The 17696-nt window shown below is 75.2% G+C and carries 16 protein-coding genes; 9 read left to right on the top strand and 7 right to left on the bottom strand.

What is annotated here, in order from left to right:
- Positions 1 to 101 precede the first annotated feature (101 nt).
- On the top strand, positions 102 to 1049 hold the full coding sequence (locus ACIA8L_RS36910; protein WP_395911898.1) for an alpha/beta fold hydrolase: 948 nt from the start codon (positions 102 to 104) through the stop codon (positions 1047 to 1049).
- A 91-nt stretch (positions 1050 to 1140) separates the two neighbouring features.
- Here ACIA8L_RS36910 and ACIA8L_RS36905 read toward each other — a convergent pair whose 3' ends face one another.
- A complete protein-coding gene (locus tag ACIA8L_RS36905; protein WP_395911896.1) occupies positions 1141 to 1653 on the bottom strand; it encodes a class I adenylate-forming enzyme family protein in 513 nt (170 codons plus the stop codon).
- A gap of 98 nt (positions 1654 to 1751) precedes the next feature.
- Between ACIA8L_RS36905 and ACIA8L_RS36900 the strand changes: the two genes are divergently transcribed.
- Genes ACIA8L_RS36900 through ACIA8L_RS36885 form a run of 4 tightly spaced genes read left to right on the top strand, consistent with a single transcriptional unit; the run spans position 1752 to position 5217 of the window.
- Positions 1752 to 2102, top strand: a complete 351-nt coding sequence (locus ACIA8L_RS36900) for a hypothetical protein (protein WP_395911895.1) — start codon at positions 1752 to 1754, stop codon at positions 2100 to 2102.
- Positions 2053 to 2787: a WD40 repeat domain-containing protein gene (locus ACIA8L_RS36895; protein WP_395911893.1), complete on the top strand. Its 735-nt coding sequence runs from the start codon at positions 2053 to 2055 to the stop codon at positions 2785 to 2787. The genes ACIA8L_RS36900 and ACIA8L_RS36895 overlap by 50 nt, the downstream gene beginning before the upstream one ends.
- Positions 2788 to 2842: 55 nt before the next feature.
- Positions 2843 to 3604, top strand: coding sequence for a cyclase family protein (locus tag ACIA8L_RS36890; RefSeq protein WP_395911891.1), 762 nt, complete (start codon positions 2843 to 2845; stop codon positions 3602 to 3604).
- Positions 3601 to 5217 (top strand): thiamine pyrophosphate-binding protein, encoded by a 1617-nt coding sequence (locus ACIA8L_RS36885; RefSeq protein WP_395911890.1) that lies wholly within the window; start codon positions 3601 to 3603, stop codon positions 5215 to 5217. Before ACIA8L_RS36890 ends, ACIA8L_RS36885 begins: the two co-directional genes overlap by 4 nt.
- Positions 5218 to 5379: 162 nt before the next feature.
- Here ACIA8L_RS36885 and ACIA8L_RS36880 read toward each other — a convergent pair whose 3' ends face one another.
- Complete coding sequence (locus tag ACIA8L_RS36880) at positions 5380 to 5898, bottom strand: GtrA family protein (protein ID WP_395911888.1); 519 nt, start codon at positions 5896 to 5898, stop codon at positions 5380 to 5382.
- 80 nt (positions 5899 to 5978) lie between these two features.
- On the opposite strand from ACIA8L_RS36880, the gene ACIA8L_RS36875 reads away from it, so the two are divergent.
- Entirely contained in the window at positions 5979 to 6236 is a 258-nt protein-coding gene (locus tag ACIA8L_RS36875) for an acyl-CoA-binding protein (RefSeq protein WP_395911887.1), read from the top strand.
- 101 nt (positions 6237 to 6337) lie between these two features.
- On the opposite strand, the gene ACIA8L_RS36870 is transcribed toward ACIA8L_RS36875, so the two are convergent.
- Entirely contained in the window at positions 6338 to 7045 is a 708-nt protein-coding gene (locus ACIA8L_RS36870; RefSeq protein ID WP_395911886.1) for a TioE family transcriptional regulator, read from the bottom strand.
- Positions 7046 to 7104: 59 nt separating this feature from the next.
- Here ACIA8L_RS36870 and ACIA8L_RS36865 point away from each other — a divergent pair, with 59 nt between their 5' ends.
- From ACIA8L_RS36865 to ACIA8L_RS36855, 3 genes are read left to right on the top strand one after another with little or no spacing between them, the layout of a single operon-like run.
- A complete protein-coding gene (locus ACIA8L_RS36865) occupies positions 7105 to 7944 on the top strand; it encodes an alpha/beta fold hydrolase (protein WP_395911885.1) in 840 nt (279 codons plus the stop codon).
- Between the two features lie 9 nt (positions 7945 to 7953).
- Positions 7954 to 10707, top strand: a complete 2754-nt coding sequence (locus ACIA8L_RS36860) for an FtsX-like permease family protein (RefSeq protein ID WP_395911883.1) — start codon at positions 7954 to 7956, stop codon at positions 10705 to 10707.
- Positions 10704 to 13595, top strand: coding sequence for a hypothetical protein (locus ACIA8L_RS36855; protein WP_395911881.1), 2892 nt, complete (start codon positions 10704 to 10706; stop codon positions 13593 to 13595). The genes ACIA8L_RS36860 and ACIA8L_RS36855 overlap by 4 nt, the downstream gene beginning before the upstream one ends.
- An 11-nt stretch (positions 13596 to 13606) precedes the next feature.
- On the opposite strand, the gene ACIA8L_RS36850 is transcribed toward ACIA8L_RS36855, so the two are convergent.
- From ACIA8L_RS36850 to ACIA8L_RS36835, 4 genes are all read right to left on the bottom strand, one after another.
- Positions 13607 to 14425 carry an endonuclease/exonuclease/phosphatase family protein gene (locus ACIA8L_RS36850; RefSeq protein ID WP_395911879.1) on the bottom strand — a complete coding sequence of 273 codons (819 nt, stop codon included), beginning with the start codon at positions 14423 to 14425 and terminating at the stop codon, positions 13607 to 13609.
- 107 nt (positions 14426 to 14532) lie between these two features.
- Complete coding sequence (locus tag ACIA8L_RS36845) at positions 14533 to 15069, bottom strand: snapalysin family zinc-dependent metalloprotease (RefSeq protein ID WP_395911878.1); 537 nt, start codon at positions 15067 to 15069, stop codon at positions 14533 to 14535.
- A 72-nt stretch (positions 15070 to 15141) separates the two neighbouring features.
- Entirely contained in the window at positions 15142 to 16734 is a 1593-nt protein-coding gene (locus ACIA8L_RS36840) for a mucoidy inhibitor MuiA family protein (RefSeq protein ID WP_395911876.1), read from the bottom strand.
- Positions 16735 to 16758: 24 nt separating this feature from the next.
- Positions 16759 to 17577, bottom strand: coding sequence for a S1 family peptidase (locus ACIA8L_RS36835; RefSeq protein ID WP_395911874.1), 819 nt, complete (start codon positions 17575 to 17577; stop codon positions 16759 to 16761).
- Positions 17578 to 17696 lie beyond the last annotated feature (119 nt).

Raw genomic sequence — 17696 nt, 5'->3', positions numbered from 1 at the left:
CACGTGCGGTCCACCGGCTCGCCGGCCGCGGAGCCTCACGATGACCCCGTCCGGTTCGCCACCGGGCAGAGCCGCGCGGCGTCGTGGCGGGGCCGGTCCCGATGATCATCGACGAACTGGAAGAGCTCAACCTCGGCGGCATCCCACAGTCGATCCGGGTCCGGGGCACGAACCGGTCGAACCCGGTGCTGCTGCTCATGCAGCAAGGTCCGGGGCTGCCGATCATCAACGAGGTCCGTGTCTTCGAGCGGCTGCTGCACCTGGAGGACGACTTCACGGTCGTGTACTGGGACCAGCGGGGCACCGGGCGGTCCGCCCGGCGAGGCCGCGACCGGTTCGAGATCGCCCCGGCCCGTATGGTCGAGGACACCGTCGAACTCCTGGAACTGTTGCACGCCCGGTTCGGCGGCAAGGCGGTCGTGGCCGGGTTCTCGTTCGGCGCGACGTACGGGGCGCAGGCTGCCGTTCGCCGCCCCGACCTGGTGGCGACGTTGGTGGCGACCGGCATGGACATCGACGTTCCGGCCGCCGAGTCCTACACGTACGACTTCGTGCTGCGCACCGCGCGCGAGCGGGGTAACCGACGTGCGGTACGGCAACTGGAGCGCATCGGTCCACCGCCGCACACGGGGGCCAGGCAGTTCACGAAGCGGGCGCGTTGGGCGATGAACTTCGGCGGCGTCACGGTCGGCAAGTCCGCCAACGACATCCTCCGGTCGGTGCTTGTCGGCCTGGTCCGCTCGCGCGACTACCCGCCCGCGGCGGTCATCCGGGCGGTGCGCGGCATCACCGCGTCACAGGACGCTTTGCTGCCCGGGCTCGCCGGCACGGACCTCGTCGCCACCCTGCCCGCGCTGGACGTGCCGGTCGTGTTCGTGCAGGGCAGGCTCGACCGGGTGGCCCCCGGTGAGGCCGCCGAGCGGTTGTACGAGTCGTTGACCGCGCCGAGCAAGCGCCTGGTGTGGTTCGAGAACTCGGCGCACACGCCACACTTCGACGAACCCGAACTGTTCCGCCGGGTGCTCCTCGAGGTCAAGGCGGCCCTGTGAAGGTTGCGCCCGGCCCTGACACCGGCGCACTGCGACGACGCCCGGAAGCTCGACGTCGTCGGCCCGCAACACGGCGCCGGCGAGGCTCTGATCATCCCGGTAGGAGGGCGCGCTTGTCGGGCTTGCCGCTCGGTGCGAGCGGCACCTCCGTGATCACCCGCAGGCTGGCCGGGACCGAGGCGTCGCCCAGTGACGAGCGCACCAGGTCCGACAGGTGCGCGATGTCGGGGACAGCGCCGCTCGCCGGGACCACGAAGGCGTGTACCGCCTCGCCGGTGTGGTCGTCGGGGCGGCCTACGACGTACGCCTCGGCCACTGCGGGGTCGGAGGCCAGGACGCGTTCGATCGGGCCGGCGTACACCAGGTTGGCCTGGACGATGATGACGTCGCGGGCGCGGCCGGACAGGTGCAGGTAGCCGCGGGTGTCGAGCGTGGCCAGGTCGCGGGTGCGGACCCAGCCGTCCTGGAAGACGTCCGCGGTCTCGGCCGGGTCGTCCCAGTAGAACGAGGCCTGCGCGGCCGTGCGCACGTACAGTTCGCCGTCGCGGATGTCGATGCCGGGGGCGCGGCACAACTGCGGCCGTTCCTGTCCGGCGGCGGCCACACCGTGCGGCTGGTGACCACCCGGATGCCGTGGGTCCTGCCCCCGGACGCCGCGCAGGTACAGGTCGACGCGATGGACGCCGCCGACGCCTCGACGTCGTGAGCGAGAACGACCGGAGCCTGGCGGTCGCCGCGACCATCGACGCGAGCCTCTCGGTGCTGGCGGAATGGAAGCGGCAGCGGTACCGCGAACTGGCCATCTTCCCCGAGGACACCGAGATCCCGGCGGCCGCGCTGCACCTGCTCTGGAACGCTACCGGCGGCCTGTCGGCGACCTCCGCCGACGCGCTGGCCGACGAGTTCGCGCAGCTGTCGCTGGCCATGCGCTACAAGCCCGACGTGCAGTCGTTGCAACTGCACGATGTGGTACTGCAATATCTGCGCGGCCGGCACACGCCCGATGCCATGGCGGCGATCCACGGCCCGGATCTGGGCCGCCCCGGCCGATGACCGCTTCTCGGCCGACGGCCGGTCCACGACGCCCCGGCGACCGCGCCGCACCAGGGCCGCGGGCACGGTGCTGCGCCACCCGGGGCACCCGCGGGCCCGGACGGTGACCGGGTGCGCGATCGCCCCCGACGGCACCTGGCTCGTCACCACGTGCAGCGATGGACTCGCCAGGATCTTCCTGCCGGGCAACGGCAAGGCGCGCACCGTGCTCGCCGGGCACACCGGGCCGGTGCTCGGCTGCGCGATCGCGCCCGGCGGGGAGTGGCTGGCGACCGCCGGCGCGGACGGCACCGCGCGCCTGTGGAACCCGCGGGGCGGGCCGGCCACCACGATCCTCGACGGGCACCGGGGGCCGGTCCAGGCCTGCGCGGTCTCGACCGGCGGCGAGTGGCTGGCCGGCGTCGGCCGCGACGCGCGGGTGCGCGTGTGGGATGTGGCCGGCGGATCCACGCGTTCGGTGCTCACCGGCCACGAGGCCCCGGTGCTCGGCTGCGCGGTCGCCCGGGACTCGGACCTCCTGGCCACGGTGAGCGGCGACGGGGTCGCGCGGATCTGGAGCGTGCCGGACGGCGAGTGCCTGACGATGACCCGCGTCGACGGACCGCTGCGAAGCTGCGCGTGGGGCCCCGCGGGCCTGCTGGTCCTCGGCGGCACGGGGGGCACCTACGTGTGGCAGCTGCGCTGATCGGCGGCGGCGAGGCGTGGCTGCGGCGGCAATGAAAACGGCGTACCGTCGCCGCATGTCGCTCTTGCACGATCTCGTCGAGGCCGTCGCGGCCGGGTCCGTCGAAGTTGTCGATCTCACCGCGCCGCTGTCCGGGGACACGCCGATTCTGCGGCTGCCGGAGCCGTTCGGGAACACGTGGCGGTTCCAGACGGAGGAGATCAGCCGCTACGACGAGCGCGGGCCGGGCTGGTACTGGAACAACTTCCGGTCCGGCGAGCACACCGGCACCCACTTCGACGCCCCGATCCACTGGGTGACGGGGCGCGACGGCGAGGACGTCGCGCAGGTGCCGGCGCGCAAGCTGATCGCGCCGGCCGTGGTCCTCGACCGGTCCGCGCAGACCGTCGACAACCCCGGATACCTGCTCGAGATCGACGACGTGAAGGCGTGGGAGGCCGAGCACGGCCCGCTGCCGGCGGGCGGGTGGCTGCTGTACCGCACCGGCTGGGACGCCCGCGGTGACGACGACGACGCCTACCTCAACGCCGGCAACACCCCCGGCATCTCCCCCGAGTGCGCGAAGTGGCTGGCGACCGAGACGCCGATCGCGGGCCTGGGCGTGGAGACGGTCGGCACCGACGCCGGGGCCGCGCACTCGTTCGACCCGCCGTTCCCGTGCCACTCGTTCCTGCTCGGCGCCGGCAAGTACGGTCTGACGCAGCTGCGCAACCTCGACCGCCTCCCGGTCACCGGCGCGGTCGTCATCGCCGGCCCGCTGCCGATCGTCCGCGGCTCCGGCAGCCCGGCGCGCGTGCTGGCCCTGGTCGAACGTTGACCGTCAGCGCGCGCATCGCCGAAGCCCTCGCGCCGGCCGTCAGGTGCGCGTTCGGTGTCGTCGGCAGCGGCAACTTCCACCTCACCAACGCGCTGATCGCCAACGGCGTGCGGTTCGTCGCGGCCCGGCACGAGGGCGGGGCGGCGGTCATGGCCGACGCCTACGCCCGCACGTCCGGCGAGCTCGGCGTCGTCACCCTCCACCAGGGTCCCGGCGTCACCAACGCGCTGACCGGGGTGGCCGAGGCGGCCAAGAGCCGGACGCCGATGGTGGTGCTCGCGGCCGACACCGGGGCCGCCGGGGCCCGCTCCAACTTCCGGCTCGATCAGGCGGCCCTCGCGGCCGGGATCGGGGCCGCGTACGAGCGGGTGGCCACGCCCGCCTCGGCCGTCGAGGACGTGCTGCGGGCCGTGCGCCGGGCCCGCATCGAGCGGCGGACCGTGCTCGTGAGCCTGCCGTTGGACGTGCAAAGTGCCGAAGCGCCGGATTCGGTACTGCGGGCAGAGCCGCTGCCGCCGGTACCGATGCCGAATCCAGAGTCGGTGCGGGCCCTCGCCGATCTCCTCGAAGCCGCGCACCGCCCTGTCTTCATCGCCGGCCGGGGTGCCCGCCGGCCCGGTGCCGCCGAGGCGATCGCGCGCCTGGCGGAGCGATGCGGGGCGCTGCTCGCCACGTCGGCCGTCGCCAAGGGACTCTTCAACGGCAGTCCGTGGTACCTCGACGTCTCCGGCGGTTTCGCGTCGCCCGCGGCGGCCGAGCGCATCGCGGGCGCGGACGCGGTCGTGGCGTGGGGCTGCGCGCTGAACATGTGGACCACCCGGCACGGCCGCCTCATCGGCCCCGGCGCCCGGGTGGCCCAGGTCGACGTCGACGCCGACGCCCTGCACACCGGCCTGGGTGTGCTCGGCGACGCGGCCGCGACCGCCGGCGCCGTCCTGGCCGACCTGACCGCCCGCGGCCCCGCGAGGACCGGCTACCGGGCCGAGCCGCTGCCGAGCGTCCGCTGGCGCGACGTCCCGTTCGACGACACGACGGGCGGCGGCCGCATCGATCCCCGCACCCTGTCGATCGGCCTCGACGACCTGCTCCCGGCCGAGCGCACGGTCAGCGTCGACTCCGGCAACTTCATGGGCTACCCGTCGATGTACCTCTCCGTGCCCGACGCCCCCGGCTTCGGCTTCACCCAGGCGTTCCAGTCGATCGGCCTGGGCCTGGCCACCGCGATCGGCGCGGCCGTGGCCAGACCGGACCGGCTCCCGGTCGCGGCCCTCGGCGACGGCGGGTTCCTGATGGGCATCGCCGAACTGGAGACCGTCGTCCGCCTCGGCCTGCCGATGGTGATCGTGGTCTACAACGACGCCGCCTACGGCGCGGAGGTCCACCACTTCGGCCCCGGCGGCCACCCCTTGGACACGGTGAGGTTCCCGGACACCGACCTGGCCGCGATCGCCCGCGGCTTCGGCTGCGAGGGCGTCACCGTCCGCGCACCGGCCGACCTGACCGCGGCCCGCGCCTGGCTGACCGGCCCGCGCGACCGCCCGCTGCTGATCGACGCCAAGGTGACCGCCGACCGCGGCGCCTGGTGGCTCGAGGAGGCATTCCGCGGGCATTGAACGCGCCGCGGCCGAGCACCCCGGCCCGGCGGCGGTGTGCGCCGCGGCAAAGCGCGACGGCAGCGGCGCGGGCGGGCGGACGGCGGTGCGCGGCGGGGAGCCTCGGCCCAGTCTTCATCGCGGGGCGGGCGGCGGTGCGTGACGCGAAGCCTGGGTCCGGTCTCAGTCCCGGGCGGCGACTGGAGCGGCCGGTGAGACCGTGGCGTCGGCGGCGGCGACGGTCGCCGACTTCGCGGGGGCGTCACGGAACACCCACCAGCGCGACGCCGAGTAGGTGAAGCCGGCCACGAACCCGGCCGCGACGAGCCGCGCCACCCGGCCGTCCAGCCCGAGGTGGAACAGCCCCGACGTGACGCCGACGGTGATGAGGTAGTCACCGACGGCGACGAGCGCGTAGCGCAACGCCTGCCGGCCGACCGGCGCGTGCGAGCGGAAGTTCACCGTCCGGTTGAGCACGAAGTTGAGCGCGAACGCCGTCAGGTAGGCGATCGACACCGCGACCGGGAACCGCAGGTGCGTGAAGTGCCGCAGCAGCGTCAGCAGCACCAGGTCGACCGAGAACGTGAACGCGCCGAGCATCGCGAACCCGGCCAGCTCCCGCGGCAGATACCGCCGCAACCGCGGCGGCAGGCGGTCCACCCACCCGGTCAGCCGGTCGCCGGCGCGTTCCGCTGCGGTCATGCGCCCCATCCTGCCCTACGTGACCAACGCCCCGGCAATGCCCCCGAGAAGCCCGGGCGAACACGGGATAGGGTCGGAGCATGTCGGTGAGCGACGAGTTCCAGCAGGCCCAGATCGATGTGAAGAAGCTCGGGGCCCGCCCCGCCAACGATGTGCTCCTGAAGCTTTACGCCCTGTTCAAGCAGGGCACCCAGGGCGACGCCACCGGCAGCCGCCCCGGCATGTTCGACCTGACCGGCCGGGCCAAGTACGACGCCTGGAAGGCCGTCGCCGGCACCCCGCAGGACGAGGCCCAGCAGCACTACGTCGACCTCGTCCGCCAGTTGCAGGGCCGGTAGATGACAAAAAGATGACTCGGCCCGCACGGCTGGCGCGAACCCCGCATCACAGCTAACATGATCGATGAGTCCGGCATCTTCCCCCGTGGATGCCGGACTCCTTACGTTTCCGCGCGGGTCCGCAGGTATGCGTCCAGGCGGCCGGCCGCGAACAGCATCGCCCGGCCCCGCGCCGTCAGCCGGGCCCGCCAGGCACTCAGCGAATCCGCCAGGGCCTCCGGGCCGCCGGCGTCGCGCACCTGGCGCACCACCGCCGCGATGTGCGCCAAGAGGTATCCGCCCCGCCGCAGCAGATGCGCCAGCTCCGCGTCCCGCACATCCGCCGGGCCGTACACCCGCTGCCGCGAGGCCCGGTCCCGCTCCGGGGTCAGAATCCCGGCCCGCTCCCACTTGCGCAGCGTCGCCGGCCGCACCCCCAGCCGGTGCGCCACGGCCCCGATCGGCAGCGGGCCCGCGACCGGCGGCGGCAGTGGCCCGGCCAGGACCGCCACCGCCGCCGCCACCCCGTCCAACGTCTCCCGGTCCCGCAGCAGCTGCGCGTGGCTGGCGTCGACGGCCCGCAGCGCCCCGTCGACGTCATCCGCCCCCACGGCCCGCAGCACCTCCCCGGCCACCGCATACCCGTGCGCGGGCACCAGCGCCAGGAACGCCCGCAGCGCGGCCGCGTGCACGGGCGTGTAGCGCCGATAGCCGCTCGCGGTCCGCTCGGCCGGCGGCAGCACACCGTCGCGCTCGTAGTTGCGCACCGACTGCGCCGAGATCCCGTGCTCCCGCGCCAGGTCAACCGGCCTTTGAGACTTCACAGGCATTCCTCCGGGCGGGCTCGTGCGAAAGCTTCACACGGTGGTGCAACGATACGGTAGAGGTCATGCTGGTACGACTCCACGACGGCGCGACCATCGACGCCGAGATCCACGGCCGCGGCCCGGTCGTCCTCCTGCCCGTCAACCCGACGCCGATCGAAGGTCCCGCGGCCGACGAGCTGCGCCGCTGGGGTGGCGACCCGGCGCATGGGCGCACCCTCGTCGACGGCCTCGCGGACCGCTGCACCGTCGTCGCCTTCGACTACGAGGGCCACGTCCTGGCCGACCCGAAGCCGGACACGCTCACGGCCGACACCATCTGCGCCGACGTCCTCGCCGTCGCCGACGCGGCCGGCGCGGACCGGTTCGCCTTCTACGGGTACAGCTGGACCGCCCTCAGCGGCCTGCAGCTGGCCGCCCGCACGGACCGGATCACGGCCCTGGCCATGGGTGGCTGGCCGCCGCTCGGCGCGCCGTACCAAGGCATGCTGCAGGTCACGACGGCCACCCACGCGATGGCCGCCGACCCGCCGGCCACCCGCGCGCAGACCGGCAACGCGTGGGCCGACGCCGAGTTCACCATGTCGGAGCCGCAGACCCGGCAGTTCATGCACCTGTACCAGGGGCTGCAGGACTTCGACGAACGCGCCGCCCTGGCCCGGATCGGCTGCCCGCGGCTGTGCCTCATGGGCGGCGCCGACACGATCGACTACGTCGAACCCTGGGGCGGCACCACGATCGACCTGGCCACACCGGTCCGCGTGCACCAGGCCGAACTGGAGAGGCTGGGCTGGGAGGTCCACGTCCTCGACAACCTCGATCACATGCAGACAATGCAGGCGGCGACGGTACTGCCGATGCTCAAGCCGTTTTTCGGGAGAGCGCTCTCTGAGCAAACCGGATAGTCTCGCGCGATGCTGCGGTTGGTCTTGGGCGCGCTGCGCCGCCGGGGTGCGCAGAGTCTCGCCGGGTTCGCCCTCGCCACGCTGTTCGTCGCCGTCGCCGCGGCCGGGCCGTTGTTCGACGCGGCCGCCGCCGACCGCACCACCGCCGCCGACCTCGCCGGGACCACGGCCGCGGACCGGCTGCTGTCGGTGCGCCGCCCGGTGGGGACGGGCGCGGACCCGGCCGCGGCGCTCGACGGGTTCGCACGCGCGGCCGCGGCCCTCATGCCGCCACCGCACGGCCCGGTCACGCTCGGCCTGACCCAGACGCTTGTCGCCCGGGCCGACGGGATCGGCAAGCTGGTGCCCCTCGCCTACCGCGACGGCGCCTGCGCGCGGATGCGCATCGACGGCGCCTGCCCGGCCGCGGTCGGGGAGGCCGTCGTGAGCCGGGCCGCCGCCGGGGTACTGCACGTCAAGCCCGGCGACCGCCTCGAGCTGCGCGCCCAGCAGGCCGGGTCGGCGCCGCCGCTCACGGTGACGGTCATCGGCCTCTACGAGCGCACCGACCCCAGCGGCGAGTGGTGGAGCGACCCCGCGTTCCCGTCCGGCCGCATCGCCGCCGGCGAGGAGACCGTCGACCCGGTGTTCGTCCCCGTCGGCGCGTTCACCGGCGTGCTCGCCGCGCCGACGGCCGTCTACACCACCGAGACACCGCGGACGCTGCTCGAGGACGGCCTGGACGCGACCGGCTACGCGCTCAAGTCGGCCGGGTTCGCCTACACCGGCCCGCCGGACGAGCTGCTCACCCGGGTCGCCGGCGACCGCGCGGCCATCCGCCGCGGCGTCCTCGCGGGCTGGGTGCAGGCCCTCGTGCTGTGCGCCCTCGCGCTCGGGATCGTCGGCCGGTACACCGCGCAGGACCGCCGCCCCGACTACGCCCTGCTGAAGCTGCGCGGCACGACCCGCCTGCGGACCGCCCGGCTGACCGTCTGGCAGCAGCTCCTGCCGATGCTGGCGGCACTGCCGTTCGGCCTGGCGCTCGGCGGGGCCGCGGCCCGCCTCGCCGCCGGAGCGGCTGTCCCCGCCCGCGCGCTGCCCCCGGCCGGGATCGCCGCGGCCGTCGCCGTCGCCGCCGGGCTGGCCCTGCTCGTCCTGGCCGACCTGCCGCTGCTGCGCACCCCGGTCGCCGAGCTCCTGCGCCGCTCCCGCGCGACCGGAAAGCGCGGAGCGGCGGTGTTCGACGTGGTGCTCCTGGCGGGCGCCGCCGTGGCGCTGATCCAGCTGCGGTCCTCCCCCACGTCAACGGGCCTCGGCGTGATCGCCCCGGTCCTGCTGACCCTGGCCGCCGCGACCGTCCTGGCCCGCCTGGTCACGGCCCTCGCCGGCTGGACCGGGCGGGCGGCGCTGCGGGCCGGGCGGGTCCGGCTCACCCTGGCCGCCCTGCACTACCACCGGCGGCCGGGCACGGACCGGATCTTCGCCCTCGTCACCGTCGCCGTCGCGCTGCTCGGGCTGGCCGGGAGCGACCTGCTCGCCGGGCGCACCGCGCGGGCCGAGCAGACCGAGCTGGAGCTGGGCGCCGAGCGGGTCCTGACGGTGCGGGCGGCCAACCAGACGGCGCTGCTGCATGCGGTACACCTGGCGGATCCCCAAGGCCAGGACGCCATGGCGGTCGCCCGCGACGACGCGTCCTCGCCACCGGTCCTGGCCGTGGACGCGGCCCGGCTCACGGCCGTCACCCACGGCGCCGGCGCCCTCTCCCCCGCCATCGCCGCCACCCTCACCCCGAGCCGCCGGCCCGACCTCGCCGCGATCGACGGGACCGCCCTGACCGTGGCCGCCCGCAACGACTCCGGCGGCCCGCTGCGCCTCGTCGTCCAGCTCACCAACCAGACCACCGGCGTCAACGGCTCGGTGGTCCTCGGCCCGTTCCCGCCCGGCGAGCGGACCGCGACCGCGCCCGTCACCGGCTGCCGCGACGCCCCCGGGCCGGCGCCGGGAGGTTCAGGCCGCGAACGCGGCTGCCGGATCGCCGGGCTCACCCTGGTCGGCCCCGGCGACCGCGACGGCAAGCCCGAAGCCCCTCCACCCACAGCATCGTTGTCGGTACTGTCCGCGCGCCAGACCGGCCCCAGCGCGCTCGTCCTGGACGCGGCCGCGCTCGGCGACCCGGCCCGCTGGAGAGCGGCCCTGTCCGGCCCCGGCATCGTCGTCGCCCCCGCGCGCGGCGTCCTGACCCTCGCCGTCCCGGACGCCGACACCCGGCCCGACAGCCAGGCGTACGTCGTCGACGGGGCGCTGCCGATCCCCGCCGTCCTGGCCGGGGAGCCACCGCGGGACTGGGCGTCGGCCGAGCCGTCCGCGGGCCCGTTCGGCGCCCCGGTCCAGCCGCTGCGCATCGTCGCCCGGGCCGCCGTCCTGCCGGTCCTGGGCCGGGCCGGGCTGATCGTCGACCTCGACGCGTTCCACCGGGCCGTGCCCGCCCCCGGCAACCCGGGCACCCTGCAGGTGTGGCTGTCCGCGGGCGTGTCCGCGGCCCGCGCGGCCGCGCTGATCGACCGGCTCGCCGCGGCCGGTGTCGAGGTCACCGGCTCCGAGACCGCGGCACAGCACCGGGCCCGCCTGGCCGAGCGGGGCAGCGCCCTGGCCGACCGGTTCCGGCTCGCCACCGCCGTCGCCGGGCTGCTGCTGGCCGCGGTCGCCGTCGCCGCCGCCGGCTCGGTCGAGCGCCGCGTCCGCGCGGCCGAGACCCGGGCGCTGCGCGTGCAGGGGGTCCGATGATCGCGCTCGTCCTGGCGATGCTGCGGACCCGCCGCGGCCAGGCCGTCGCCCTGGTGCTGCTGAGCCTGTTCGCGGTCGGCGCGACCGTGGCCGTGCCCGCCTACCTGGCCGCCGTCGACGTCGCCGTCACCCAGGGCGAGGTCGCCGCGGCCCGCCCCGACGAGCGGGCCATCACCGTCACCGCCGAGGCCGACGTGCGCGGCACCGCCTACAGCATCGACTTCGACAGCGTCGCCGGGGCCCTGCTCGACCAGCCCGGCTTCACCCACACCTACTCGGTGCGGTTCCCGGTCGTCGGCCTGGAGCCGGGCGGCGACGGCGGCTCCCACCTCGAGTACCGCCAGGACGCCTGCGCCCATGTGACACTGCGCTCCGGCCGCTGCCTGCTCGGCGCCGGCGAGATCCTGATCAACGCCGAGACGGCCGACCGGCTCGAGCTCGAGGCCGGCGACCGGGCCACGATCGCCTACGCCCGGATCGTGTCCAACTCGCTCAGCGGCGTGTCCTTCTTCACCCCCGACGGCCCGTTCAGCGAGGTCGTGATCGTCGGCGTCGTCACCGGCACCGGCCCGGTCCTCACCAACGCCGCCACCATCGAGCGGCTCCAGCCGCAGCAGGCCGCCGTCGCCCTCGACGCCACCGCCGACCCCGCGGTCTTCGACGACCTCCCGGCCCTGCGCGCCCGCCTGGCCCAGCTGCAGCAGCGGGCCAAGGCCGTCGGCGGGGCCTACCAGGTGACGACGAACCTGCCCGCCCTGGCCGACCGGGTCGAGCAGAGCCGCGACCTGGCCCGCCGCAGCGTCCCCGCCGGGGCCGTGCCACTGCTGCTGCTCGCCTACCTGGCCCTGTACCTGGCCGTCGACTACGGCGCCGAGGGCCGCCGCCCCGAGCTCGCTGTCGTCGCGCTGCGCGGGGCCCGCTGGTGGCACCGGCTCCTCCTGGCGATCGGCGAGCCGGTCGCCGCGATCCTGGCCGGGTCCGTCGCCGGCCTGATCGCGGGCCGCCTCGCGGTGGCCGCGCTGGTCGGCTGGCGCCTGCCCGGCGTCCCGGTCGCGGCCGGGCTCGGGAATGCGGACGGTACCGGCCTGGCCGCCCTCACCGCCCTGGGTGCCGTCGCCGTCGCCCTCCTCGCTCAGCGCCGCCACCTGGCCGGCCCGGTCACCGAGCTGCTGCAGCGGGTCCGCCGGCGCCCCCGGCTGGGCTGGCGCTCCGCCGTCGTCGTCGCCGTCCTGGCCGCGGCCGCCCTGGTCCAGCTGTTCACCACCGGCGGCCGCCTCGACGGCGTGGGCCTGCTCGCCCCGGCCCTGTGCATCGCCGCCCTCGCCGTGGCCGGCGCCCGCCTGCTCGCTCCGGCCGCCCGCGCCTTGGGCCGCTCGGCGCTGCGCCGCGGCCACCTGGGCCTCGCCCTGGCCGCCCTGCAGGCCGGTCGCCGCCCGGCCGCCCAGCGGATGCTGCTCCTGCTCATCACCGCCGTGGCCGTGCTCGGCTACGCCGTCAGCGCCACCGACGTGGCCGCACAGGACCGCGACCTGGCCGCCCGCATCGGCACCGGCGGCACCCGGGTCCTCGCGATCGGCCCGGCCACCCGCCAGCAGCTCCTGCACGCCGTGCGGACCGCGGACCCGGCCGGCCGCTGGGCGATGGCCGTCGCGCAGCTCCCGCCCGGCGCCCCCGGCGAGCCGGCCAAGCTGGCCGTGGACACGCCGCGACTCCCGGCCGTGGTGCCGTGGCTGCGGCAGTACGGCGACCTCGACCCGGCCCGGCTCCCCGCCCTCCTGCACCCGCCGGCCCGCGACCCGGTCGTCCTGGAGGGCAAGGCGGCCCGCTTCGACGTGGACGTGACCAGCACCGGCAACGAGCCGGTCCGGATCAAGGCCGTCCTGGAGTCCGTGACCGGCCGCGGCTCCGCCGTCCTCGACCTGGGCACGGTCGCCGCCGGCCCCTACACGCTGACCCGCACGGACGCGGTCTGCACCGACGGCTGCCGCCTGGCCGCCCTGAAGCTGAGCTCCGACCGCATCGGCGGGGCCGCGATCGACGCCGTCATCACGCTGCGCGGCCTCTCGGCGCCCGCCGCGGACCTGGCCGACGCCGACCGCTGGCGCGCGACCGGCGGCACCCTGACCGCCACCGGCGACGGCCTGCGCTTCACGGTCAAGGGCGTGCTGACCGACGGCGCCTGGCTCCAGCCCGCCGACGCGCCCTATCCCTTGCCGGTCGTGGCGACGGTACCGCTGCCGAATCGTCTTGCCGGTCTGGACGGCCTCCCGACGGACGTCCGCACCGCGGGTCGCGCCGCCGCCCTCCCGCGGGTCGGCTCGACGGGCGCACTGGTCGACCTGGAGTACGCCGACCGCGTCTCCGCCGACGGCGGCGCGGCCCGCGCACCGGAGGTCTGGCTCACCGCCGCCGCCCCGCCCGACGCGGTACAACGCCTGACCGACCAGGGCCTGCAGATCACCGCCGACCGCGACACCGCCACGGTCCGCGCCCGCCTCGACCGCGAGGGCCCGGCGCTGGCACTGTGGTTCCACCTGTTCACCGGCGCCCTCGCGGTGCTGCTCGCGGCCGGGGGGCTGCTGATGATCGCGGCGGTGGACCGGTCGGCGCGGACCGCGGACCACACCGCCCTGCGGACCCAGGGCGTGCGGCTGCGGTCGGTCGGGTGGGTGTACCCCGGCCTGGTCCTGATCGGTGGCATCCTCGGCCTGGGCGCGTCCCTGGCGGTGTGGCGCCTGACGGGTTGGTCGCTCCCGGTCTTCGGCGCCGCGACCGAACGGCCCGACCTGCCACTGCCCCACTGGCCGGCGACACTGGCACTCCCGTCGGCCTGGCTGGCGTGCATGCTGCTGCTGACCACGGTCGCCTACCGCCCGGCCCGCGGCTGAGGAGCACGCCCTCACTCGCGCCAGCGCAGGTCGGCGACGACGGCCAGGTGGTCGGACGGGTAGGTGCCGCCGACCGGTTCGCCGGCCAGCCGTACCCCGTCCACCAGCACGTGCTGGTCCTCCCGGCCGGGGCGGAAGAAGATGTGGTCGATGCGCTGGTCGATCAGCTGCGGGCCGGCCTCCAGCGGCGCGGACGGATGCGTCGACGGCAAGGTGACCGCGTCGGCCGGTCCGCCGCCGGCGCTCCAGGCGTCGGTCAGCACGTCGCGCACCGGCCGCAGCACCGGAGAGTCGACGGCCGCGTTGAGGTCGCCCATCAGCAGCACCGGGCACGGGCCGTCGAACGCCGGGTCGGTCGCCGCGTCGGCTATGCACGCGCCCTGGGCGATGCGGTCGTCGGTGTACGGGACGCCGTAGTCGAGGCAGGCGGCGACGATCGGCAGCGGCCCGGCCGGGTGTTCGACGCGGACGGTCAACGCGACCGGGTCCCAGGCGCGGTGCCGGGCCGGCAGCACCTTCGTGGCGTGGTCGCGGATCGGCCACCGGCTCAGCACGGCGATGCCCAGCTCGATCCCGACCCAGTCCGCCTCGTCGCCGGCCGGTGGCGCGGGCGGGTACGACGGCGCGGCGAACACCGCGTGCATCCCGAGCGCGCCGGCGAGTTCGTCCGCCTGGCTCGTGCCGCCACCGGCCCAGGTTTCCTGCAGCGCCACGACGTCCGGGCGGACCCGCTCCAGGGTCGCGCGGATGCCCGGCTGCCGGTCACGCCAGTGCGGGCCGAACCGCCACCACACATTCCACGTCATCGCGCGGACCGTGTCGTCGGCCACCGGCGCACCTCCCTGCCGTCGTGACGTCGCGACCTCAACGTAACGCCGGGCGGCCGGGACCGCAGGCCGAGCGGGGCCGCGCCGGGTGGGCGCGGCCCCGGGGCGGGTCAGCCGATGTAGACGACCTCGGCGCCGTCCGTGGCCGGGGCGAAGCCGCCGGCGAAGTTGCGCTGGACGCGGGCCGCCTCGGCGGTGCTCGGGTTGGCGTTGGTGCAGGAGACCGGGGCGCTGCTGCCCGACATCAGGTCACTGCACAGGCCCGTGCGGTTGTCCGGCAGGCCCAGGATGTGGCCGAACTCGTGGGTGGCGATGCGCAGGCGGTAGTAGCCGTCGTTGACCGCCTCCCGGCCCATGTACCAGTAGCCGTTGCCGAGCGACGACGTGTAGGTGCGGGGCCAGCCGTTGTCGGCGTACACGCGCACGTTCGCGCTCTGGCCGGCGCCGACCTTCACGAATCGGACGCTCGTCACCTTCGTGTTCCACAGGCTCGCGGCCTGGTCGACGACGGGGACGAACTCCTGGGCCTGGCTGGAGTCGTAGTACAGGGTGCGGACGGCGGCGAAGGCGGGGGCGGTGGTGACGACCTGGACGCCGGCCAGGGTGGCCAGCGCCAGCAGGACGGCGGCCAATCTGCGTCTGAGCATGGGGGTACCTCCTAGACCCCCCACGCTAGAACGCATTAATCAATATCGATAGATGTCAGCCGGCTCATATCATCATTCGCGCCAGCCGGACAGCTCGATGCCCTTCGAGGTCTCCACGCGGTAGCCCAGCCGCAGGGAGTACACCTGGCCCTCCGGCAGGGTGGCGCGCCACGTGAGCACGCCCAGGTCGGTGCGCTCGGCCGGCGGCGGCTCGACCACGTGCTCCTTGACCGTGATGCCCTCGTGGCGGCTGACCGGCAGCTGGTCCAGGACCGTCAGGCGGATCGCGCGGCCCGTGTAGTTGGTGACCGTCGTGCGGTATTCGACCTCACGGCGGCGGGTCGAGCCCAGCGTCGCCTTCGTCGCCGTGCGGCGGACCAGCTCCCGCTCCACCCGGACCCGGTCGTCGAGGCCGAGGGCGAGCTCGAGCTCCTCGCCCGGGGCCCAGGTCGACAGGGCCGTGCGGCTCACGAAGTCCGCCTCGTGGAACACCGCGGCGGGGCCCGGCGGAAACGTGTGCGCGGACGAGTTCGTCGCAAGAGCCCGCAGGTGTACATCCAGTGCGTTCGCCGGCGCCGTGACGTGATCGAGGTGCGCCGCCAGGTCCAGCACGGCGATCGTCGCGCGGGCGGTGGAGCCGTCGGCGGGGACGGCCACGGCGCGCGCGGGCCGGTAGGTGGCCGCGGTCGCGCCCTCCTCCACCCGGGCCTGGCTCTGCCGCATCGGCGGGGCGAGGTCCAGGGCCATCTCGGCCATCGGCTGGGTCATGGGCGCGGCCGCCGCCATCGGTGCGGGCGGCGGGCCCCCGGGTGCGCCGCCGTACGCCCGGGACGCGTAGATCGGCGGTGCCGGGACGAACGGGTCGAGGTACCACGGCGACAGCTCCGGAATCGTCGCCGTCCCCGACGTCCGGGCGGTCGACAGGGCCAGCTCGCACTCCGGCCAGTCCTCGCCGGTGCGCTGCTCGACCAGGCCGAACCAGCTCAGCTGCAGCGTGTCACCGGTCAGCCGCACGTCGTAGGTGGACCGCCAGCCCGCCTCCGGCACCTGGTAGGACACGTCGAGCTCGACCCGGCCCGGCTCCGACACGGCCAGGACGACGACGGCGAACCGGGCGTCCGGCTGACGCTTGCCGGACAGGTCGCGCAGCTGCCGGTCCAGGGCAGCGATCCGGTCGGCGATGTCCTTGCGCCGCCGCTCCAGCTCGCGCACCCCGGCCAGGACCGCGGCCAGCTCGCCGCCCATGGTGGCGCTGAACGCGGTGACCGCCTCGGCCGCCGTGTCCCCGCCGGCCAGCGCCCGCGCGTAGGCCCCGGTGGCCCGCTCGCCCAGCGCGATGAGGAAGGCCTGACGCTGGCGCAGTACCATCTCAGCGTCATCGATCTCGCCCGACTCGGTCTCGAGCCGGCGCCGCTCTTCGGTCACGGCCCCGACGGTCGCGTCAGCCGGCTTGTCCCGCCGCCGCAGGACGACGTCGACGCCGAGCACGGTCGCCGGCCCCTTGCCGCTGACCCGGATCGAGTCCCCGTCGAAGGTCAGCGGCAGTGGCCCGACCTCGACGCTCTGCTCCCCGGCGGCCAGCTCGATCCGCCCGCGCCGGGTGACGCGTGCCTGCGTGGGGTACACGGTGACCGCGACGATGGCGGCGTCCAGCGAATTCGACACGCAGCGCACGCTAGCGCATGAACGCTAATAGGGCGCCACGCCGTAGCCGGTGGCGGCGCGGGCGGCCGAGGCGAAGTAGGTCGTGCCCCCGCTGGTGCAGTTGCCGCTGCCGCCCGACGTCAGGCCCAGCCCGACGGTGCCGGCGAACAGGGGCCCGCCGCTGTCGCCGGGCTCGCTGCACACGGAGGTGCGGATCAGGCCCACGACCGTACCGTCGGCGTAGTTGACCGTCGCGTTCAGTGCGGTGATCCGGCCCGTGTGGATGCCGCTGGTACCGGTCCGCGTCACCGCCTGCCCCACGGTGCCCGGGCCGAAGCCGGTGATCGGGCTGAGGGTCCCGTTCGGCAGGTGGACGGCGCTGGGCTTGGCGATCGCCGTGTTCGTGTAGTGCACGAGCGCGTAGTCGTAGGTGACGTTCTTCGTCGCGACCGCGCCGAGGACGACGGTGTGGGCGCTATCCCCGTACACCGCCGAGCCGACCGCACCGACGCAGTGGGCCGACGTCAGGAAGTAGTAGTCCGGCAGCGACCGCGCGTTGAACCCGATCAGGCACCGCCCGCTGCTCGCGCCGAAGAACGGGTCGGCGCCGGCGATGTGCCGGCGCAGTACCCCCGGCTCCCGGATGACGACCCCGCCGGAGCGCCGCACCGCCCGCACGAGGGTCGCCGACGAGACGGTGTCGTCCAGGCTCACCGTCAGCCGCCCGTCGGCCGGGTCGTGCCACCACGCGGTCCCGGCCGTGCGCTCGAACGCCGTCACGCCCGGTGCCGCCTCGGCCGCGGTGGCCGGGACGAGCACGGCCAGAACGGCGGCGGACACCAGCAGAGCCCGGGCCCGACGCATAGCTACCTCCAAATATAGACAACTATTAAATCCTGTCGGAACCGGCCGCTGTCAAGCGGGCCGAAGCCGCCCTTTCGGCGTACCCCCGTCGTGGCCAACCCATCGGCCGCCGAACTCGG

Source organism: Dactylosporangium sp. NPDC051541 (assembly GCF_044454505.1).
Taxonomy (GTDB): Bacteria; Actinomycetota; Actinomycetes; order Mycobacteriales; family Micromonosporaceae; genus Dactylosporangium.
The sequence above is the reverse complement of the archived record's forward strand: the minus strand, read 5'-3'. Positions and strand labels throughout refer to the sequence as shown.